We start from the raw sequence: 19,480 nt of genomic DNA, 5'->3' as shown, positions 1-19,480 counted from the left end.
GGCATCGTCCGACGCGCCAGGCGTCTTAAGAACGCGCCTCGGCCCCGGCGCCCGCACTGCCAGCGCCACCCACAACATCATCCCCGCCAAGCGCCCGATAAACCGTCACCTGATTCACCAGCCGATTCAACATATTCTCATCCCGCGCAATCTCAGCCGTCCTCCGCTTCTCCTGCGCATCCAGCCAATCCTTCAACGACACCGCCCCCGCCCGGTACCGGACCTCGTACAAACGCTCGGCGTCCCGCGCCGACCGCAAGGACACTTCCAGCTGCTCCGCCTGCAGCGTCAACTGCGTCCGGTTCGACAACGCGTTTTCCACATCCGCCATCGCCTGGTACAGCGACTGCCTGAAGTTGACGACGCGCTCCTCGTAGTCCGCCTTCGAAATCTTGATGTTCAGCTGCATCTCGTTCCACTGCAGGAAAGGCAGCGTCAATCCCGCCCCCAAGGCGGCGACAGGGTTTTGCAGCACATTGGACAGCGTCGGACTTGAGCTTCCCAGCGCGCCCGTCAGCGTCAGCGGCGGATAGAAGCTTGCGCGGGTGGCGTCCACCGTGGCGAGCGCTTCGCGCAGCCGGAGCTCGGAAGCGCGCAGGTCCGGGCGCCGGCCCAGCAGCTCCGCCGGCACGCCGGCGCGGGCCTCGGGCAGCGGATAGGTCGGCAGGCGCGCCGGGTCGGCCATGCTGCGGTCCGGCGGCCCGTCGAACAGGATAGTCAGCGCATTGGTGAATTCCACCCGCTGCTGCACCAGCAGCGTATGGGCCGCCTGCTGGCTGGCCACGGTCTGCTCGGCCTCGGCCAGCTCCAGCGCGGATGCCCCGCCCGCCGCGTATTGCGCGCGCACCAGATCCTGCGTCCGGCGCGCGTAGGCGATGCTCTCCTCGCTGCTGGCGATGCGCTGGTTGATGAAAGCCGTCTGCCAGTACAGCGTGGCGGTCGTGCCCACCAGCGACAGCGCGGCGCTCTGGCGGTCCTGTTCGGTCGCCAGCGCCTCCCATTGCGCAGCATCGCGCTGGCGCGACAGCTTGCCCCACAGGTCGACTTCATAGCCGACGGTCAGCTCGGCCGTGTTGTTCCGGAAAATGGCGCGGTCCCCGTACAGGTTGCGGTTGCGCGTGACGTTGGCGTTGCCGCCCAGCTGCGGAATGAGCTTGTCTTCCGACAGGCCCGCCTGGTACTGGGCCCGGCGCACCCGGATCGCCGCCGCGGCCAGATCGTTGTTGCGCGCCAGCGCGGCGTCGACCAGGCCGTCCAGCACCGGGTCGTTGAAATTGCGCCACCAGGCGCCGCCCTCGGCCAGCGGGGCCTGCGCGCCGGCCGCCGGCGCGTGCGTCCAGGCCGCTGGCGTACTGGTCAGCGGCGGCTCGTAGTCGCTGCGCAGCAGGCTGCCGCAACCGCCCAGCGCCAGCAGAAGCGCCAGGGCGGCGGGCTTGCAAATCAGGGAAACCGCTTTCATCGTCCTCATTCCCGGGCCAGCGCCTCGACGGGATCCAGGCGCGCCGCATTGCGCGCCGGCAAATAGCCAAAAAGCACACCGATCAAGGTCGAGCACGTGAATGCCGCCACCATCGATGCCGTGGAATAGATCATCTGGAACGAACCGCCCGTGGCCCTGGACACCAGCACGCCCAGCCCCAGCGACAGCAGGATCCCCACCGCCCCGCCGATCAGGCACACCAGCACCGCCTCGATCAGGAACTGCTGCATGATGTCGCTGCGGCGCGCGCCGACCGCCATGCGCACGCCGATCTCCCGCGTGCGTTCGGTGACGGACACCAGCATGATGTTCATGACCCCGATGCCGCCCACCATCAGCGAAATCAGCGCGATCAGGGACACCAGCAGGGTCATCGTGGCCGTGGTGCGCTCGATGGTCTTGCGGATGGCGTCGGTGTTGAATACGAAGAAGTCCTTCACGACGTGCCTGCGCGTCAGCACGCGCACGATGGCCTGCTCGGCGGCGGCGGGCGGCGTCGCGTCGTTGACGCGCACCGTGATGCTCTTGAGATGCTGCTGCCCCAGCACGCGCGACAACGCCGTCGTATACGGGATCCACACGTTGAGGGCATCATTGTTGCCGAAAACCGTGTCCTTCTTCTCCGTCACCCCGATCACGCGGGCCGGCATCGATCCCAGGAACACCACCTGTCCGATCGCCTCGGTATGGGTTCCGAACAGGGCGCGCCGCGTGCCGTCGTCGATCACCACTTCCTGCGCGCGGCGCGCAATGCTGGTTTCGTCGAAGAACTTGCCCTGCGCCAGCTTCACCGCGCGCACGCGGAAATACTGTTCCCCCACGCCCTGGATCGAACCGTTCACGGACACGTTGCGATAGCGCAGCGTGTTGCTGGTGGCGACTTCCGGCGTGACGCTGTCGACATAGGATTCGCGCGCCAGCGCCTCGGCGTCGGCCGCGACCAGCGTGCGTATGTTGATCGCCTTCTCGTCGCCGAAGTCCTTCCCGGGAAAGACCTCGACGGTATTGGTGCCGATCGCGCTGATGTCCTCCAGGATCTTGCGCCGCGAACCTTCGCCCAGCGCCACCACCGACACCACGGCCGCAATGCCGATGATGATGCCCAGCATGGTCAGCGAGGTGCGCAGCCGATGGGCGTTCATGGCCAGCAGCGCCATGCGCAGGGCTTCGCCGCAACGGTCCAGGTAGGCTTGCCACGCCGGGCGCTGCGGCAGCGCGGGCGCGTCCTCCTTGACCGTCTCGCGGCGCGGCGCGTCCGGATTGCGCTTGTCGGCGACGATCTCGCCGTCGCTGATCTCGATGATGCGCTGCGCATGGCGCGCCACGTTCATGTCGTGGGTGACGATGATGATGGTGTGCCCGGCGGCGTTCAGCTCTTCCAGGATGCGCAGCACCTCCTGGCCCGTGTGCGTGTCCAGCGCGCCGGTGGGCTCGTCGGCCAGGATGATGTCGCCGCCGTTCATCAGCGCCCGCGCGATGCTGACGCGCTGCTGCTGGCCGCCGGACAGCTGGCCCGGCCGGTGCTCGGACCGGTCGCCCAGCCCCAGCCGCTCCAGCAATTCCGTGGCGCGTTCCAGGCGCGCCTCGCGGCGCTTGCCGGCATAGACGGCCGGCACTTCCACGTTGCCCAGCGCGCTCAGGTCCGACAACAGGTGATAGCGCTGGAAGATGAAGCCGAAGTGCTCCCGGCGCAGCTCGGCCAGTTCGTCCGGGTCAAGCGCGTTGGTGCTGCGGCCGCTGACCTGGTAGTCGCCGCGGGTCGGACGGTCCAGGCAGCCCAGGATGTTCATCAGCGTGGACTTGCCCGACCCCGACGCGCCCACGATAGCCACCATTTCGCCGGCCTCGATGACGAGGTTGATGTCCTTCAGGACGGCGATGGTCTGCTCGCCCGCGGGAAACTCGCGGCGCACCCCGGTCAGCGAGATAAGCGGCCCGCTCATGTCAGGCCCCCGGCGCCGCGACGGCCGGCGCGGAATCCGCCGACACCACGCGTTCGCCCACCTCCAGCCCTTCGAGCACCTGCGCCTGCACGTTGTTGTTCATGCCGATCCGGACCTGGCGCACCTCGGTCTTGTTGTCTTTCTGGACCACGCGCACCGCGTAGCGCCCGTCCTCGCCGCGCTTGCCCAGCGCCGACGCCGGCACCACCACGGCGTCCTTGGCCTCGCCCAGCACGATGAACACCTGCGCGGTCATGGAGATGCGCAGCTTCTCGTCGGGATTGGGCACGTCGAACAGACCGTTGTAGTAGACCGCCGCGCTCGTGGAGGTGCTGCTGGAGGACGTGAGCGAGGCCGTGGCGTCGTCCTTCTGGACGGAGTCCGGCGCGGGCTCCACGGCGCGCAGCTTGGCGTGATAGCGCTGGTCGGGCTCGCCCAGGATGGTGAAATAGACCGGCAGGCCCGTCGTCACGCGGGTCACGTCGGCCTCGGAAATCTGCGCCTTGATGGTCATGATGTCCACCTGCGCCACCTTGATGATGGTGGGCGCGCTCTGGATCGAGTTGACCGTCTGCCCTTCCTTCGTGACCACCGCCACCACCATGCCGTCGATGGGCGAGACGATGCGCGTGTAGCCCAGGTTGACGCGGGCGGTGTCGACCTGGATCTCGGCCTGGGCGATCTGCGCATCCAGCGAAGCGATCTCCGCCCGGGTCACGCCCAGCGTGGCCTCGGCGGTTTCATAGGCTTCGCGCGAACTGGCGTCCGCCGCCAGCATCTGGCGCTGGCGCTTGAAGGCCAGTTCGGCCTGCTTGAGCATGGCGACCTTGGCGGCCCGCTCGGCCCGCCGGGTCAGCAGCGCCGCCTCGGCGTTGCGCAGGTCGTTCTGCTGGGTCAGGTCGTCGATCTCGGCCACCAGCTGCCCTTTCTTGACGCGGTCGCCCAGCGCCACCTTCAGGGACTTCAGCTGCCCGGTCGCCTGCGCGCCGACGCTCACGCGCTCGACCGCGTCGATGGTGCCGCTGGCCAGCACGCTGTCTTCAAGATTGGCGCGGGTGACCTCGGCCACGGCGAACGTGGGCGGCGGCGGCGCCGTGAAGAATGCGGCCCGGACGCCAAAAACGACCACCAGGAGTAGTACGGCTATCAGGGCGTAGCGCTTGAATTTGCTGCGGGACTTTTTCATTGAACCTGATCGGATTGAAGCCGGCGTTGCCGGTAATGCCTGCGACTGACGAATTAGACAAAAGGGACGATGCCCGGCGCCTGCACATGCTAAACGGCGCCCTGGCTCAAAACAGGGCCAATCTGCGCCTGAAAAGTGAAAAACGGTAAAGCCGGGCGTACGACGCACAATTGTTCCGTTGCGTGAACGATACAACGGCTATGTGTCACTGGCGGAGCCCTTTTCCCGCACCTGCGGCGAACGTGCCGCCATCTTGCATCGTAAGCACGCGACTTCGCCTCTAGATGACAGCTATCTCGTTACCACGCGAACGACCGGATTGCGGCGGCGCAAAAAATCCTCGCCTCGACATAGACGGATGTTACGACCAGAATGGCTGCAGTTAAGCCGTGTCTACCTCCAACAGATCCCCCTCCTCGCCTTCCAGTTCCCCGGAATTTTCCGGGGCGGTGCTTTTGTGCCTGCTGGCAATGATGAATCATGTGGCGTTGACAGGGGGACGGATCACAGTCTCGCTGACGGCGTTGCAGATGGGCCTGTCGACTTTCAAGGTCGGCACGCTGGTCGCCGTGTTCGCGGTGCTGCCGATGCTGTTCTCGGTGCGCGCCGGACGCTGGGTCGACCGAGTCGGCATCGTGCGTCCCCTCGTCATCGGGACGGCTTTGGTCGCGATCGGCACCGCTTTGCCCTTTATCTCCCAAACCCAGACCGCGCTGCTGGTGGCGTCCTGCTGCATCGGCATCGGCTTCATGCTGCACCAGGTGGCCACGCAGGATTTGCTCGGCCATGCCGAGCCGGCCCAGCGCCTGCGCAATTTCTCGTTCATGTCGCTGGCGCTGGCGGGCTCGGGCTTCTCCGGCCCCCTTATCGCGGGGCTGGCGATCGACCACCTGGGCACCCGCACGGCCTTCGGCCTGCTGGCCCTGGGCCCGCTGCTGTCGGCGGCCGGCCTGTATGCCTTGCGTCACCAATTGAAGGCCGTGGATTCCCAGCTGACCGGCGTCCGGGAAGCCCAGCGCCGCCGCGTCACCGAATTGCTGGCGGTGCCGGCCCTGCGCCGCATCCTGATGGTCAACACCATATTGTCCGGCGCCTGGGACACGCATTTGTTCGTTGTCCCCATCTTCGGCGTGGCGATCGGCCTGTCCGCCACCACGATCGGCGTGATACTGGCGTCCTTCGCGGCGGCAACTTTCGTCATCCGCCTGATTCTGCCCCTGATCCAGCGCCGCGTGCGGTCATGGACGCTGGTGCGCGTGGCCATGGCCACCGCCGCCATCGACTTCATGTTTTACCCGCTGTTCACGGACGTTAGCGTCCTGATCGCGCTGTCTTTCATACTGGGGCTCGCCCTGGGCTGCTGCCAGCCCAGCATGCTGTCCCTGCTGCACCAGCATTCGCCGCCGGGCCGCGCCGCCGAGGCCGTGGGCCTGCGGATGGCGCTGATCAACGGATCGCAGGTGTCGCTGCCGTTGACCTTCGGCGCGCTGGGTGCGGTAATTGGCGTTGCCCCCTTGTTCTGGGCCTACTCCGTGGCACTGATGGCCGGGGGCTGGGCCAATCGCAATCCCCCGCTCGAGTCTGACCGGAAAACGTAGTCGTGAACATGCAGTCCTCCCCACCCGCCCCCGGCGTCCCTGGCGCCAGCCTGCCCTTTCGCCTCTGGACCCAGGAGGAGCGGCAGGCCTCGCTGGACGACGCCCTGCGGCATTGGCAGGCGGGCGAGGATGTGTGGGTGTATGGCTACGGCTCGCTGATCTGGCGCCCCGATTTCGACTTCATGGAACGCAGGCTGGCGACCCTGCGCGGCCACCACCGGGCGCTGTGCCTGTGGTCGCGGGTCAACCGCGGCACGCCGGAGTGCCCCGGCCTGGTGTTCGGCCTGGACCGCGGCGGCTCCTGCCGGGGCGTGGTCTACCGGCTGGCCGGCGATCAGGTTCCCCATTACTTCCCCGCGCTCTGGGAGCGCGAGATGTCCACCGGCGCCTACCTGCCCCGCTGGATCAACTGCACGACCGACACCGGCGCCGTCCGGGCGCTGGTCTTCATCATGAACCGGGACAACCCCGCCTATATCCGCGCCCTGCCCGAAGCCGAGCTGCTGGCCATCGTGCGCCGCGCCGCCGGGCGCTACGGCCCCTGCACGGATTATGTGGTGCAGACCGCCCAGGCCCTGCGCGCCGCCGGCATCCATGACGCCCGCCTGGACGCCATCGCCCGCCGGCTCGAACTGGACGGGCGCCCCCTGCCGGAAGGCGCATAGGAAGCCCCCGCCGCCCCCGGGCGGCGAACTTGCCTGAGACCTGCGCGGGGTCAATAGGGGAGCCATGGCCCAAGCGGTATAAACTCCCTGTTATCAACGCTGAATCCCACGCCCCATGTCCGTCTCAGATTTGCGTCAAAGCTACGAAAAGAACGTGCTCCTGGAAAGCCAGGCGGCCCCCTCTCCGTTCGAGCAATTCACCCGGTGGTTCGACGAAGCGCTGGCCTCCAAGGTGCCCGAACCCAACGCCATGACCCTGGCCACGGTGGACGCCAACGGCCAGCCCAGCGCGCGCATCGTCCTGATCAAGGGCTTTGACGAGCACGGCTTCACATTCTTCACCAATTACGAATCCCGCAAGGGCCTGGATCTGCAGGCCGAACCGCGCGCCTGCCTGCTGTTCTTCTGGCAGCCGCTGGAACGCCAGGTCCGGATCGAAGGCGTAGTGGAAAAAGTGGCCGCCGAAGAGTCGGACGCCTACTACCACAGCCGGCCCGCGGGCTCGCGCATCGGCGCCTGGGCTTCGCGCCAGAGCCAGCCCGTCACCCGCGAAGAGCTGGAAGCCCGCGAACAGGAATTCCGCGAGCGCTTCGGCGAGCAGCCGCCGCGCCCGCCGCACTGGGGCGGCTACCGCTTGAAGCCCACCGCCTTTGAATTCTGGCAAGGCAGGCCGTCGCGCCTGCATGACCGCCTGCGCTATGCCGCCGACGGTCAGGCCTGGAAGATCGAACGCCTGTCGCCCTGATGCCGGGCGCCCCTGATGCGGGCGCCCAGCGCACCCGCCCGAATATCGATTGAATGTCCGCCTCCTTCCCTGATTTTGACGCCGCTTTTTTCCGCACCGCGCTGGGCCGCTACGCCACGGGCGTGACGGTCGTGACGACCGCCGGCCTCGACGGCGCCCCCATCGGGCTGACGGTCAGCTCATTCAACTCGGTCTCGCTGAACCCGCCGCTGGTCCTGTGGAGCCTGTCGCTGGGTTCATCGTCCCTGGCCGCGTTCGAGCAATGCGAACGCTACGTCGTCAATGTGCTGAGCGCGGAGCAGATCGCGCTGGCGCGCCGCTTCGCCACGGGCAAGACGCCGGACCGCTATGCGGGACTGACGGTGCATCACGCGCCGGGCGGCACGCCCATGCTGGACCGCCACTGCGCCGCCTGGTTCGAATGCCGCAACCGCAGCCGCTACGTGGAGGGCGATCACGTCATCATGGTGGGAGAAGTCGAACGTTGCGGACATAGCGGCGAACCGCCGCTGGTCTTCCATGCCGGCGGATTCGACCTGACGCCGGCCGGCACCCGATCCGAAAGGAACACGCCATGAGCGCCGACGTCGACTGCGTCGTCATCGGCGCCGGCGTGGTGGGCCTGGCGATCGCGCGCGCGCTGGCCCAATCGGGACGCGAGGTGCTGGTGGCGGAAGCGGCCGAGGCCATCGGCACCGGCACCAGCTCGCGCAATTCCGAAGTCATACATGCCGGCATCTATTACCCGGCGGGCAGCCTCAAGGCCCGCCTCTGCGTGCGCGGCAAGCACCTGCTCTACGCGTATTGCGCCGAACGGGGCGTGCCGCACAAGCGCCTGGGCAAGCTCATCGTGGCCACCAGCCCGGAACAGGCCGCGCAGCTGGAAAGCATCGCGCAGCGCGCCCGCGCCAACGGCGTGGACGACCTGCAGTACATCTCCGGCGAAGAAGCCATGCGCCTGGAGCCCGCGCTGCAATGCACGGCGGCGCTGGTGTCGCCGTCGACCGGCATCGTCGACAGCCACGCGCTGATGCTGTCCTTCCAGGGCGACGCCGAGAACGCCGGCGCCCAATGCGTGTTCCACACTCCGCTCGTGTCCGGGCGCGTCCGCCCCGAAGGCGGCTTCGAACTGCAGTTCGGCGGCGACGAGGCCATGAGCCTCACCTGCAACGTGCTGATCAACTCCGCCGGCCTGCAGGCGCCCGCGCTGGCCCGCCGCATCGACGGCGTTCCGGCGGACAGCATCCCCACCGATTACCTGTGCAAGGGCAGCTACTTCACGCTGGCCGGCCGCGCGCCCTTTTCGCGCCTGATCTACCCCGTGCCGCAGCACGCCGGCCTGGGCGTGCACCTGACGCTGGACATGGGCGGACAGGCCAAGTTCGGCCCCGACACCGAATGGGTCGGCACCGAGGACTACACGCTGGACCCGGCTCGCGCCGACGTGTTCTACGCGGCCGTCCGCAGCTACTGGCCGGCCCTGCCCGACGACGCGCTGGCTCCCGGGTACACGGGCATCCGGCCCAAGATTTCGGGCCCGCACGAACCCGCCGCCGATTTCGTCATCGCCGGCCCGGCCGCGCATGGCGTGCCCGGCCTGGTAAACCTGTTCGGCATTGAATCCCCCGGGCTGACCTCCAGCCTGGCCCTGGCGGAAGAGACCCTGGCGCGCCTGGCCGCCTGATCCCGCCCGTTCCATTTTCCTATTTCGGCCCCTCCTCATCATGCAGCACAACGACTACATCCTGACCCTGTCCTGCCCCGACCGCACGGGCATCGTCTACCGCGTCAGCGGCCTGTTGTTCGAATTGGGTTGCAACATCCTGGATTCGCAGCAATTCGGCGACGAGGAAACCGGCCGCTTCTTCCTGCGCGTGCATTTCGACCTGCCCGTCAGCGCGTCGCCCGACGACCTGCGCGCCCGCCTGGACGGCATGTCCACGGAGTACGGCATGGAGCTCAAACTGCACGACGCCCGCCGCAAGGAACGCCTGCTGATCATGGTCAGCAAGCAGGGCCATTGCCTGAACGACCTGCTGTTCCGCGTGCATAGCGGGCATTTACACGCGGAAGTGGCCGCGATCGTCTCCAATCACAACGACTACGCCAGCCTGGCGGCGTCTTACGGCATCCCGTTCCACCACCTGCCCGTTACGGCCGAGACCAAGCTGGAGCAGGAGCAGCAGGTGCTGGACATCGTGGACAAGGAAGGCATCGACCTGGTGGTGCTGGCCCGCTACATGCAGATCCTGTCGGCCGGCATGTGCCGCGCGCTGACCGGCCGCGCCATCAACATCCACCACAGCTTCCTGCCCAGCTTCAAGGGCGCCCGCCCCTACCACCAGGCGCATGCGCGCGGCGTGAAGATCATCGGCGCCACCGCCCATTACGTCACGTCCGACCTGGACGAAGGCCCCATCATCGACCAGGACATCGAACGCGTGGACCACACGATGACGACCCAGGACCTGACCCAGGTCGGCAGCGACATCGAATCCCTCGTTCTGTCGCGCGCGGTGCGCAGCCATGTCGAGCACCGCATCCTCTTGAACCGCAACAAGACGGTGGTCTTCCGCTAGGCCTGTTCAACGCTTCCAGTCGGCGTCCCTGAACCAATTGCGCAAATGCTCGACGATCAGCCTGACCTTGTCTGGCTGGTTGCGCCTGGTCTGCACGATCGCGTGGATATCCAGCCCCTCCGGCTCATAGCCCGGCAGCAATACCTGCAGCGTGCCTTCGGCAAGGTCTTTTTCGACCATGTAGCGCGGATGCATGGAGATCCCGCCCCCGCGCTTGGCCATGTTCAGGATGGCCTCGCCCAGATTCGAATTGAACGAGCCGCCCACGCGCACGGCGTGGGTGTTTGACTGCGCGTCGATGAAGCTCCATTGCCCGGTGGGCGCCTTCAGGTTGTGCACCAAGCAATTGTGCCGTTCCAGGTCTTGCGGGGTTTCCGGCATGCCGTGCCGCGCCACGTATGCCTGGGTTGCAACGACGACCTGCGGCACCACGGTGATCTTGTAGGCGATCTGGTTGGAGTCCTTCAGGCGCGGAGCGATGCGCACTGACAGGTCGATGTTTTCCGCGATGAGATCGCTGCGGCCATCGTCGATCAGCAACGACACCTTGACCGCGGGGTAGCGGGCCAGGAAATCCTGGATGGCCGGAACCATGTGCACCGTGCCGAAGGACGGCGGCGTTCCGATCCGGATGCGGCCGCTTGCCGTCAGCACAGGCCCCTGCACGAGTTCCTTGAGATTGCGCAGGCTCAGCGCGAGCGAATCGGCATTCTCCAGCAGCAGGCGGCCGCTCTCGGTCAGGCTGACGTGCTTGGTATTGCGGTTGAGCAATTGCACTTCGAAGTGCGCTTCGAGCCACGCGATTTTCTTGGTGACCGCCGACCGGCTGGAAGCCAGGCTTTCGGCGGCCTTGGAAAAGCTCAGGCTTTTGCCGACTTCGACGAACACTTCAAGACAGTCGATTACGTTCATCCAGAACCCGTGTGTTTCCAAAAAGGAAAAAAACATTTCCTTTTTTGGTGATTTTTTGACCGAAGGCGGCTAACTATACTGGCCGCATGATTCAAGACAACCACAGCGCCGCAGCCGCGAGCGTCTCCCGCCCATTCGATTACCACCTGTTCGGCACGCACGTCTGTTTCGGCGATGGCGTTTCATCCTTGATTCTAAAAGAACTTACGGCGCTTGGCTGTTCCCGGCCAGCCATTCTGGCGCAAGACAGGATGGCGCGCTCGGACCAGTACAGGACGCTGTCCCGGTCTTGGGCCGGGCTGGATTTCCTGGAGCTTCCCGGCGTTCCTACGCACTCCAGCGTAGAGTTTGTGGAAACAATGACCAGGAAAACGGCGGATTTCGGCGCGGATTGCCTGGTGGCCGTCGGCGGGGGCAGCGTGGCCGATTCGGCCAAGGCCCTGGCCCTGCTGCTGGCCGAAGGCGGCCAACTGGCGGACCACGTGACCACGTTCGTCCCGCCCGCCACGGTGCACATTCCGCGGCGCGTCCGCCCGCAGCTTCCCATCATCGGGATACCCACGACCGCCTCCGGCGCGGAAACCACATCCTCGTTCGGCGTGCGCGGCGAAGACGGGCACAAGCTGATGTTCTGGAACCGCCGCGTGGCGGCGGCAACCCTGCTGATCGACCCGCTGCTGAGCGCAGACCTGCCGATCTCCATGATGCGCGACACGGCCATGAACGGCATTGCGCATGCGCTGGAGGGCCTGTACTCCAAGGGGCGTTCCCCCGTGTCCGACTGCGTCGCCATACAGGCGCTCGGGATGTTCCAGGAGGCCTTGGGGCGCGACGCTCCGGCCGAGGCGGACCAGCGCCGCGGCATCCTGCAGGCGGCGCACCTGGCCGGCCTTGCGCTGTCGATGGCGCGCAGCTGCCTGCACCACGCGATCTGCCACGTCGTGGCTTCGCGCCAGCGGCTTTCCCACGGCGCGGTCAATAGCGTGATCCTGCCGCATGCGCTGGCATTCAACGAGCCGGCGGCAACGGATGCGCTGCGTCCCGCGCTGGATGCCGTCAACCGGCAGTCGCCCGAGCCCTATCCCGCGCTTTCCTCGTGGGTGGCGGCGCTCCAGCGCCGCCATTCGATGCCGGCCCGGCTGTCCGACCTGGGCGTGCCGCGGGACGAATTGGAGCCGATGGCGCGCGCCGTCATGACGGAAAGGGGGCTGGCGCTGAACCCCCGGCCGCTGACGAGCGCGGCCGAGGTGCTGGCGATTTTGCGAGCCGCATTCTAGGGGCCGCCGACAGGCCCTGGAAATCTCAAAGACAGGAGACATTATGAAGATCGTTGCAAGCGGGAGTTCCTTGGGCGTCCGCATTCTGGATATCGACCTGGCCCAGCCCTTGGCCGTGGAGGACTACGGCGCCATCGAGGCGGCGCTGGGCCGGCACGGCGTGGTCAGCTTTCCGAAGCAGGCGCTTAGCGCGCAGGCCCTGAAGGCGTTCTCGGAGAATTTCGGAACGCTGGAATTGAACGTTGCGAACATGTACTTCGAACCCGGCCTGCCCGAGGTGATGATCCTGTCGAACATCGTGGAAAACGGCAAGCCGGTGGGCTTGAGCGATGCCGGCCAGGATTGGCACACCGACATGTCCTACAGCCGCACCATCGCGTTCAGCAACGTGCTCTATGGCATACGCATTCCAATGCGCGACGGCAGGTCCTTGGGCAATACCGAATTCTCCAACATGCATGCGGCCTATGAAGACCTGCCGGATGCGCTCAAGGACGAGCTGGACGGCATGACCATCACCCACGACTTCAACAAGTTCTGGGAAATGATGCGCCGTGAAAAAGGCAGCACCCGCCCTGCCCTGACCGAGGAGCAGAGGCGCCGCAAGCCGCCGGTGTCGCATCCCGTCTTCCTCACGCATCCCATCACCGGCAAGAAGGTCCTGTACGCGAACCCGGGCTATTCGGTGAGGATCAACGAACTGCCGGAGGCGCGCAGCGCCGAGGTCCTGGAGTTCCTGTTCAAGCACCAGTTGCAGGAGAAGTACCGGTACCGCCACAACTGGGAGGAAGGCGACGTGCTCATGTGGGACAACATGGGGACCATACACAACGCCGTGGCGGATTACCGGCCGGAAGAGCCGCGCCTGATCAAGCGCTGCCAGGTCATGGCCGACAAGTATTTCCCCGAACAATACTGATGCAGGAAAGAGGAGGAGACATGATGAACAAGAAAAACTGGATAACCCTGTTCTGTGCGGCGCTTTTCGCCGCGGGCGCCGCAGCGCCGGCCTGGGCCGACGACTATCCGTCGCGCCCGATCCGGATGCAGGTGGGCTACGCGGCGGGCGGGCCCACCGACGTGATTGCGCGCATCATCGCCAAACACATGTCGGAGAGCCTGAAGGTCTCGGTGGTGGTGGAAAACAAGCCTGGCGCCAGCGCTTCGATCGCCGCCAACGACGTGATGCGCGCGGACCCTGACGGCTACAAGGTCCTGGTGACGTCCTTGACCCTGAACGTGAATCCGCTGCTGTACCCGGACCGCTACAACTACGACGCGGTCAAGGATTTCGCGCCCGTCAGCAATTTCGCCAAGCTGCCCATGGTGGTGGTGACGAGCTACGACTCGCCATACAAGGACATGCGGGAACTGGTCGCCGCCAGCCTGGCCAATCCGGACAAGCTCACGTTCGGATCGTCGGGCATCGGCGGTTCGGCGCACCTGGCGGCGGAGATGCTGGCCGCCATGACAGGCGCGCGGATGATGCACGTTCCCTTCAAAGGCAACGGGCCGGCCTTGCAGGAAATGCTGGCGGGGCGCATCTCCTTCATGTTCTATCCCAGCGTCGGCATCGCCAACTATGTCGCGCAGAAGCAGTTGCGCGTGCTTGCGATCGGCACCAAGGAACCCCAGAAGGACTTTCCCGGCGTGCCTACGCTGGACAGCCTGGGCTACCAGGGATTCGAGCAAAGCGCGTCCTGGGTCGGCATGCTTGCCCCTGCCGGCACGCCCAAGGCCATCGTCGACAAGCTGAACAAGGCCGCCGGCGAAGCGTTGGCCAGCGCCGAGGTGCACCAGCAGTTCGCCTCGCTGGGCGCGATGGTGGACGGAGGGACGCCGGAGCAATTCCGGCAATTCCTGATCCAGGACAGGACACGCTGGGCGGACGTGATCAAGAAAGGCAACGTCAAGGGCGAGTGATTGGGCGCTTGCAGCCTGGGAAAAAACTGCCATGACATTGCGACTGGACGATTGCTATTCCATCGAACGCCTGCGGGTAGCGGCAAGGTCGCGCCTGCCGCGCCCGGTGTTCGATTTCTTTGACGGCGGCGCGGAGGATGAAATCACGCTGCGCGACAACGCCGCCGTTTTCCAGCGCCTGAGGCTGTCGCCGCGGGTGCTGCGTGATGTCTCGCAGGTGGACATGGCGGCTTCGCTCCTCGGCGCGCCGGCAGCCCTGCCTTGCGCCATCGGCCCCACCGGCGCGGTGGGCTTCGGCTGGCGCGGCGGCGACGTGGCGCTGGCCCGGGCCGCCGCGGCAGCGGGCATTCCCTATGCGCTGTCCACTTCCGCGACGGCCTCCATCGAGGAGATCGCCGACCGGGCCCCGGGCAGGCTCTGGTTCCAGGCCTACATCCTGCAGGACAAGGCCAGGCTGTCCGACCTGATCCGGCGGGCCGGCGCGGCCGGCTACGAGGCGCTGGTGATCACGGTGGACCTGCCGGTGGGCGGCAAGCGCGAACGCGACCTGGCGCATGGGCTGGCGTTCCCCATGAAAATCACCCCGCGCAACTTCTGCCAGTTCGCCCGCCAGCCCGCCTGGTCGCTGGACATGCTGCTGCGGCGCCCCCCGGCCATGCCCAGCCTCGCGGGCCTGGACCGGATCGAATCCGACCGCAAGGCGCTGAAATCCGTCGCGGGCCGCAACTACGATCCCGCGTTCAAGCTTGAGGATCTGGCGCGGCTGCGCGACCGCTGGCCGGGCAGGCTCATCGTCAAGGGCGTGGTCAACGGGCTGGACGTGGACGCGATCGTGGGCATCGGGGCCGACGCGCTGGTCGTCTCCAACCATGGCGGGCGCCAACTGGACACCGGCATCGCCTCGATGTCCGCCTTGCCCGAGGTGCTTGCCGCCGCGCGCGGACGGGTGCCCGTACTGCTGGACGGCGGAATCCGGCGCGGCAGCGACATTTTCAAGGCGCTCGCGCTGGGCGCGGCGGGCGTCCTGACCGGGCGCGCCACGCTCTACGGGGTATTGGCGGGCGGCTACCCCGGCGCGTGCAAGGCGCTGCAGATCCTGCGCGACGAGCTTGCGCGCACCATGCAGCTTTGCGGCGCAAGCGCCCTGAACGACATAGGCGGCGACATGCTGAGAATGGATGGCGCCGCGAGCATCGCGGCTGCCGCCGCCACGGGAAACGCATGACCATGAACGACACCTTGAGCTTGTGCCATAACCAGGTCATGGCGTTTTTCCGCGACCTTGACGAGAACCGGTACGGCGACCTGGCGCGGCGCCTGGCCCCCGACGGGATCTGGCTGCGCCAAGGCAGGACGCTGGAAGGCCGCGACGCGGCGCTAGCCGCGCTCTCCGGGCGGTCCGCGACCCAGCGCATCCACCACTTGATCTGCAACCTGGTGGCGGACGCCTGGGACGGGGACCGGTGCGCCATGCGCGCCTACATGCTGGTTGTGCGGCACGACAGCGGCATGCCGCTGTCCGGCCCGGCGCCGCTGGCGGGCGTGGAGAACATCCGCACTACCCGCATTGAACTGGCGCGCATCGGCGGCCAATGGCTCATTGCGCGGATGGCCAGCGACGATCCCAGTTTTTCCGCGCAGGCGGCTTGAAGGAACCCACCATGAAATGGATACGCTGTTCGCAGGGCGGCAAGACGTTCTACGGCATCCTGGAGGACGACAGGATCATTCCCGTGCAGGGAGACCCGTTCAAGGGCTACGAAAAGCGGGCGGAGATCTTGCGCCTGGCCGACGTCCGGATCGAGGTGCCGGTGATTCCGCCTACCTTCTATTGCGTCGGCCTGAACTACGTCAAGCATATCGGCGCCGAAGGCAAGAACATCCCCGAGAAGCCCGACGTCGGCTACCGCGCGAACAACGCGCTGCTGGCGCACGGACAGGATGTGCTCATGCCCGCCGATGCGGCCAGGGTGCACTACGAGGGCGAGCTGGTGGTGGTGATCGGCAAGCAGGCGAAAAACCTGAGCCCCGAGGATGCGCGGTCATGCATCCTGGGCTATACGATCGGCAACGACGTCAGCGAGCGAAACTGGCAGGCCTCGGACCGGACATTCTGGCGGGCCAAGAACAGCGACACGTTCAAGCCGATGGGCCCCTGGATCGAGACCAGCGCGGACCTGGACCGCATGGAAACGGTGGTCCGCGTGAACGGCAGGGAAACAACCCGCTTCGGAACCAACGATATGCTGTTCGGCGTGGACGCCTTCATCAGCGCGATGAGCCGGCACCTGACCCTGTACCCCGGCGACATCCTGTGGATGGGAACCGACGGCCACTCGCCGGACCTTCAGGACGGCGACGTGGTCGACGTGTCGCTGACCGGGCTGGGAACGCTGGCGAACCGGTTCGTCCGCATCGCCGACGCCCGCTAGGCCAGCCGGATCACTGGGCGGGAAACTGCCGGGCCACCAGGGCCACTGCCTGTTCCTGCAGCGGCGAACGCGCCGCCGCGGGCCAGATCGCCTGGCTGACGGAACGGGCCTCATGCTCGAACGCGATAAAGCGCGTTCCCGCCAGCCCGCTGCGCGACAGGCAGGCCGGCACGATGGACACCCCCAGCCCCTGCGACACCAGCGACGCGACGCTCAGCCAGTGGCGCACTTCGTGCCGGATGACCGGCATGAAGCCCGCCGACACGCACATGGACAACACGGTTTCGTAATAGCTGGGCGAGGCCGCGCGGGCGAAGAACACGAAGTCGTCCCCCGCCAGTTCCGCCAGGCGCAGCGTCCGCCGGCCGGCCAGCGGATGCGCTTGCGGCAGGCACACCACGAAGGGCTCGGCCATCAGGTCGCGCGCCTGGACCTCGGCGGGCACCGGGTTGGCGTGGATAAAGCCCAAATCCTGCTCGCCGCGCCGCACCGCCTCGATCTGGTCGTGCGAGTTCAGTTCCGTCAGCACATGCTCCACGTCCGGCAGTTCCGTCCGCATCGCGTTCAGCAGGGCGGGCAGGCCGCGATAGAGCATCGACCCGACAAAACCGATGCGCAGCCTGCCGCGCAGTCCCGCATCCACCCGCTGCACCAGCGTGCGCACCTCTTCCGCCTGGCGCAGCAGGATGTGCGCCTCGCGGTACAACACCTGCCCGGCGTCGGTCAGTTCCACATGCCGGCTGGTGCGGGCCAGGAGGCGCGCGCCCACGTTTTCCTCCAGTTGCCGGATGGCGTAGCTGAGCGGCGGCTGCGAAATGTGCAGGCGCGCCGCCGCCCGGCTGAAATGGCGTTCCTCCGCCACGGCGATGAAATAGCGCAGCAGGCGCGGGTCCAGGTCCATGCGTCGCTCCTTACCCTATCTATATTTTTTTTGGATTGTTCTAAATCAAAACAGTATTTGCATAGATTAATCTAGCCAAGCAACATCGGGGCATCTTTCCCGTTTCGACCTGGATGCCGCCATGGATACCCCCGTCATGACCGTTGCCCCCACCGCCACCGCCGTCCCGGACTCCCGCGGGCTGAACCTGTTCAACGCGGACCCGTATGCGGCGGCGCTCAGCGGGCGCTACCTTCCCCCGGCGCTGCATGCCCATCTGCTGCCCCACCTGGAAAGGCTGGGCGAGCTGGCCGGCGGCGTCATGGACGAGCTGGCGTCCACGGCGGACAAGCATCCCCCCACCCTGTCGGTGCGCAGCCGCGCCGGCACGGACGAATCCCGCATCGACAAGCACCCGGCCTATGTAGAGCTTGAGCGCCTGGCCTACAGCGAATTCGGCCTGGCCGCGCTGTCGCACCGGGGCGGCGTGCTGGGCTGGCCCGAGCCGATGCCGGCCGCCGCCAAGTACGCGCTCAGCCATCTGTTCGTGCAGGCCGAGTTCGGCCTGTGCTGCCCGGTCAGCATGACGGACTCGCTGGCCCGCACCCTGCGCAAGTTCGGCGACCCCGCCCTGGTGGAGCGGGTGCTGCCGCAGGTCACTTCCCAGGATTTCGACACGCTGCGCCAGGGCGCCATGTTCATGACGGAGCAGGCCGCAGGCTCGGACGTGAGCGCCACCGAGGTCACGGCCCAGGCGCAGGACGACGGCACCTGGCGCATCCATGGCGACAAGTGGTTCTGCTCCAACCCGGACGCGGGCTACGCCATGGTGCTGGCGCGCAGCGAGCCGCAGGCCGGCCTGAAGGGCGTGTCGCTCTTTCTGCTGCCGCGCGACCTGGCCGACGGCACGCACAACCACTACCGCATCCTGCGCCTGAAGGACAAGCTCGGCACGCGCTCCATGGCCAGCGGCGAGATCCGCCTGGAAGGCGCGGTCGCCTGGCTGGTGGGCGAGCGCGGCCGCGGCTTCAAGCACATGGCCGACATGATCAACAACTCGCGCCTGTCCAACGGCATGCGCGCCGCCGGGCTGATGCGCCGGGCCGTCACCGAAGCCATCTACGTGTCCCAGCACCGCCGCGCCTTCGGCAAGCGCCTGATCGACATGCCGCTGATGCAGCGCCAGCTCGTCAAGATGACGGTCTGGGCCGAGCAGGCGCGCAGCGTCATGTTCCAGACGGCGCGCGCGCTGGCCGACGCCGACCAGGGCGCGGCCGATCCCGCGCTGGCCCGCATCCTGACGCCGCTGATCAAGTTCCGCGCCTGCCGCGACGCGCGCAAGGTGACCGGCGACGCCATGGAAGTGCGAGGCGGCTGCGGCTACATCGAGGAATGGACCGAGCCCCGCCTGGTCCGCGACGCGCACCTGGGCTCCATCTGGGAGGGCACCAGCAACATCGTTGCCCTGGACGTGCTGCGGGCCATCAAGAAAGAAAACTCGCTGCCCGCATTGCGCAGCCATATCGAGCGGCTGCTGGCCGATGGCGCGCCCTGCCCGCCCGCGCTGGCCGACGCGCAGGCGCGCGCCCTGGAGCAGACGTATGCGCTGGCCGACCACGCCGCGCAGGGCGACCACGCCGAACTGGCGCGCCAGGCCGCCTCGCTGCTCTATCACGCCGTGTCCATGGCCGCCTTGCGCTGGGAAGCCGCCGGCGCCGGCCTGGAGAGCCGCGCGCGGCTGGCAGACCAGGTGCTGCTGCACCGCCTGGCGCCGCGCGACCCTTACGCCATTCCCCCCGACGAAACCGCGGCCTGCCAGGCCATCCTGCAATACGCGCTGTAAATCGACGCCGGCGGCAC

18 protein-coding genes are annotated in these 19,480 nt (G+C 67.0%); 13 read left to right on the top strand and 5 right to left on the bottom strand.

Features of this window, described 5'->3' with window-relative positions:
- Positions 1–25: 25 nt before the first annotated feature.
- From ACFWP0_RS18990 to ACFWP0_RS18980, 3 genes are read right to left on the bottom strand one after another with little or no spacing between them, the layout of a single operon-like run.
- Positions 26–1,459 (bottom strand): efflux transporter outer membrane subunit, encoded by a 1,434-nt coding sequence (locus tag ACFWP0_RS18990; protein WP_377844613.1) that lies wholly within the window; start codon positions 1,457–1,459, stop codon positions 26–28.
- A 5-nt stretch (positions 1,460–1,464) separates the two neighbouring features.
- Positions 1,465–3,423, bottom strand: coding sequence for a MacB family efflux pump subunit (locus ACFWP0_RS18985; RefSeq protein ID WP_377844611.1), 1,959 nt, complete (start codon positions 3,421–3,423; stop codon positions 1,465–1,467).
- Between the two features lies 1 nt (position 3,424).
- Entirely contained in the window at positions 3,425–4,609 is a 1,185-nt protein-coding gene (locus tag ACFWP0_RS18980; RefSeq protein ID WP_377844609.1) for an efflux RND transporter periplasmic adaptor subunit, read from the bottom strand.
- A gap of 389 nt (positions 4,610–4,998) precedes the next feature.
- Between ACFWP0_RS18980 and ACFWP0_RS18975 the strand changes: the two genes are divergently transcribed.
- The 6 genes from ACFWP0_RS18975 to purU all read left to right on the top strand — a co-directional run bounded on the left by ACFWP0_RS18975 (position 4,999) and on the right by purU (position 10,196).
- Positions 4,999–6,207 carry an MFS transporter gene (locus ACFWP0_RS18975; RefSeq protein ID WP_377844607.1) on the top strand — a complete coding sequence of 403 codons (1,209 nt, stop codon included), beginning with the start codon at positions 4,999–5,001 and terminating at the stop codon, positions 6,205–6,207.
- A gap of 8 nt (positions 6,208–6,215) precedes the next feature.
- Entirely contained in the window at positions 6,216–6,872 is a 657-nt protein-coding gene (locus ACFWP0_RS18970) for a gamma-glutamylcyclotransferase (protein ID WP_377844605.1), read from the top strand.
- A 115-nt stretch (positions 6,873–6,987) separates the two neighbouring features.
- Positions 6,988–7,617 carry a pyridoxamine 5'-phosphate oxidase gene (gene pdxH / locus ACFWP0_RS18965; protein WP_377844603.1) on the top strand — a complete coding sequence of 210 codons (630 nt, stop codon included), beginning with the start codon at positions 6,988–6,990 and terminating at the stop codon, positions 7,615–7,617.
- Between the two features lie 53 nt (positions 7,618–7,670).
- The gene (locus tag ACFWP0_RS18960; protein ID WP_377844601.1) at positions 7,671–8,195 is read left to right on the top strand and encodes a flavin reductase family protein; all 525 of its coding nucleotides are present in this window, start codon (positions 7,671–7,673) and stop codon (positions 8,193–8,195) included.
- On the top strand, positions 8,192–9,301 hold the full coding sequence (locus ACFWP0_RS18955; protein WP_377844599.1) for an NAD(P)/FAD-dependent oxidoreductase: 1,110 nt from the start codon (positions 8,192–8,194) through the stop codon (positions 9,299–9,301). Before ACFWP0_RS18960 ends, ACFWP0_RS18955 begins: the two co-directional genes overlap by 4 nt.
- Before the next feature lie 40 nt (positions 9,302–9,341).
- Positions 9,342–10,196: a formyltetrahydrofolate deformylase gene (gene purU, locus ACFWP0_RS18950; protein ID WP_377844597.1), complete on the top strand. Its 855-nt coding sequence runs from the start codon at positions 9,342–9,344 to the stop codon at positions 10,194–10,196.
- 6 nt (positions 10,197–10,202) lie between these two features.
- Here the strand turns inward: purU and ACFWP0_RS18945 are convergent, their stop codons facing one another.
- Entirely contained in the window at positions 10,203–11,108 is a 906-nt protein-coding gene (locus ACFWP0_RS18945; RefSeq protein WP_377844595.1) for a LysR substrate-binding domain-containing protein, read from the bottom strand.
- 86 nt (positions 11,109–11,194) lie between these two features.
- Between ACFWP0_RS18945 and ACFWP0_RS18940 the strand changes: the two genes are divergently transcribed.
- The 6 genes from ACFWP0_RS18940 to ACFWP0_RS18915 are packed head-to-tail and all read left to right on the top strand — an operon-like array spanning position 11,195 to position 16,740.
- The gene (locus ACFWP0_RS18940; protein ID WP_377844593.1) at positions 11,195–12,385 is read left to right on the top strand and encodes an iron-containing alcohol dehydrogenase family protein; all 1,191 of its coding nucleotides are present in this window, start codon (positions 11,195–11,197) and stop codon (positions 12,383–12,385) included.
- A 43-nt stretch (positions 12,386–12,428) separates the two neighbouring features.
- The gene (locus ACFWP0_RS18935) at positions 12,429–13,304 is read left to right on the top strand and encodes a TauD/TfdA dioxygenase family protein (RefSeq protein WP_377844591.1); all 876 of its coding nucleotides are present in this window, start codon (positions 12,429–12,431) and stop codon (positions 13,302–13,304) included.
- Between the two features lie 20 nt (positions 13,305–13,324).
- Positions 13,325–14,308: a Bug family tripartite tricarboxylate transporter substrate binding protein gene (locus tag ACFWP0_RS18930; protein ID WP_377844589.1), complete on the top strand. Its 984-nt coding sequence runs from the start codon at positions 13,325–13,327 to the stop codon at positions 14,306–14,308.
- Between the two features lie 31 nt (positions 14,309–14,339).
- Positions 14,340–15,533 (top strand): alpha-hydroxy acid oxidase, encoded by a 1,194-nt coding sequence (locus tag ACFWP0_RS18925; protein ID WP_377844587.1) that lies wholly within the window; start codon positions 14,340–14,342, stop codon positions 15,531–15,533.
- Positions 15,530–15,958 carry a nuclear transport factor 2 family protein gene (locus ACFWP0_RS18920; RefSeq protein WP_377844586.1) on the top strand — a complete coding sequence of 143 codons (429 nt, stop codon included), beginning with the start codon at positions 15,530–15,532 and terminating at the stop codon, positions 15,956–15,958. Before ACFWP0_RS18925 ends, ACFWP0_RS18920 begins: the two co-directional genes overlap by 4 nt.
- An 11-nt stretch (positions 15,959–15,969) precedes the next feature.
- A complete protein-coding gene (locus ACFWP0_RS18915) occupies positions 15,970–16,740 on the top strand; it encodes a fumarylacetoacetate hydrolase family protein (RefSeq protein WP_377844584.1) in 771 nt (256 codons plus the stop codon).
- A gap of 10 nt (positions 16,741–16,750) precedes the next feature.
- On the opposite strand, the gene ACFWP0_RS18910 is transcribed toward ACFWP0_RS18915, so the two are convergent.
- Positions 16,751–17,641 (bottom strand): LysR family transcriptional regulator, encoded by an 891-nt coding sequence (locus ACFWP0_RS18910; protein ID WP_377844582.1) that lies wholly within the window; start codon positions 17,639–17,641, stop codon positions 16,751–16,753.
- A gap of 121 nt (positions 17,642–17,762) precedes the next feature.
- Between ACFWP0_RS18910 and ACFWP0_RS18905 the strand changes: the two genes are divergently transcribed.
- Positions 17,763–19,463 (top strand): acyl-CoA dehydrogenase family protein, encoded by a 1,701-nt coding sequence (locus ACFWP0_RS18905; RefSeq protein ID WP_377844580.1) that lies wholly within the window; start codon positions 17,763–17,765, stop codon positions 19,461–19,463.
- The last annotated feature ends 17 nt before the right edge of the window (positions 19,464–19,480 follow it).

The organism is Achromobacter sp. NPDC058515 (assembly GCF_042721735.1).
Lineage (GTDB): Bacteria > Pseudomonadota > Gammaproteobacteria > Burkholderiales > Burkholderiaceae_B > Achromobacter.
This window is presented reverse-complemented; position numbering and strand designations above follow the sequence as displayed.

What these genes read in the sequence shown, in the direction of transcription:
- ACFWP0_RS18990 (WP_377844613.1), bottom strand. Translation starts at nt 1,459, where the DNA reads ATGAAAGCGGTTTCCCTGATTTGCAAGCCCGCCGCCCTGGCGCTTCTG.
- ACFWP0_RS18985 (WP_377844611.1), bottom strand. Translation starts at nt 3,423, where the DNA reads ATGAGCGGGCCGCTTATCTCGCTGACCGGGGTGCGCCGCGAGTTTCCC.
- ACFWP0_RS18980 (WP_377844609.1), bottom strand. Translation starts at nt 4,609, where the DNA reads ATGAAAAAGTCCCGCAGCAAATTCAAGCGCTACGCCCTGATAGCCGTA.
- ACFWP0_RS18970 (WP_377844605.1), top strand. Translation starts at nt 6,216, where the DNA reads ATGCAGTCCTCCCCACCCGCCCCCGGCGTCCCTGGCGCCAGCCTGCCC.
- pdxH (WP_377844603.1), top strand. Translation starts at nt 6,988, where the DNA reads ATGTCCGTCTCAGATTTGCGTCAAAGCTACGAAAAGAACGTGCTCCTG.
- ACFWP0_RS18960 (WP_377844601.1), top strand. Translation starts at nt 7,671, where the DNA reads ATGTCCGCCTCCTTCCCTGATTTTGACGCCGCTTTTTTCCGCACCGCG.
- ACFWP0_RS18955 (WP_377844599.1), top strand. Translation starts at nt 8,192, where the DNA reads ATGAGCGCCGACGTCGACTGCGTCGTCATCGGCGCCGGCGTGGTGGGC.
- purU (WP_377844597.1), top strand. Translation starts at nt 9,342, where the DNA reads ATGCAGCACAACGACTACATCCTGACCCTGTCCTGCCCCGACCGCACG.
- ACFWP0_RS18945 (WP_377844595.1), bottom strand. Translation starts at nt 11,108, where the DNA reads ATGAACGTAATCGACTGTCTTGAAGTGTTCGTCGAAGTCGGCAAAAGC.
- ACFWP0_RS18940 (WP_377844593.1), top strand. Translation starts at nt 11,195, where the DNA reads ATGATTCAAGACAACCACAGCGCCGCAGCCGCGAGCGTCTCCCGCCCA.
- ACFWP0_RS18935 (WP_377844591.1), top strand. Translation starts at nt 12,429, where the DNA reads ATGAAGATCGTTGCAAGCGGGAGTTCCTTGGGCGTCCGCATTCTGGAT.
- ACFWP0_RS18930 (WP_377844589.1), top strand. Translation starts at nt 13,325, where the DNA reads ATGATGAACAAGAAAAACTGGATAACCCTGTTCTGTGCGGCGCTTTTC.
- ACFWP0_RS18925 (WP_377844587.1), top strand. Translation starts at nt 14,340, where the DNA reads ATGACATTGCGACTGGACGATTGCTATTCCATCGAACGCCTGCGGGTA.
- ACFWP0_RS18920 (WP_377844586.1), top strand. Translation starts at nt 15,530, where the DNA reads ATGACCATGAACGACACCTTGAGCTTGTGCCATAACCAGGTCATGGCG.
- ACFWP0_RS18915 (WP_377844584.1), top strand. Translation starts at nt 15,970, where the DNA reads ATGAAATGGATACGCTGTTCGCAGGGCGGCAAGACGTTCTACGGCATC.
- ACFWP0_RS18910 (WP_377844582.1), bottom strand. Translation starts at nt 17,641, where the DNA reads ATGGACCTGGACCCGCGCCTGCTGCGCTATTTCATCGCCGTGGCGGAG.
- ACFWP0_RS18905 (WP_377844580.1), top strand. Translation starts at nt 17,763, where the DNA reads ATGGATACCCCCGTCATGACCGTTGCCCCCACCGCCACCGCCGTCCCG.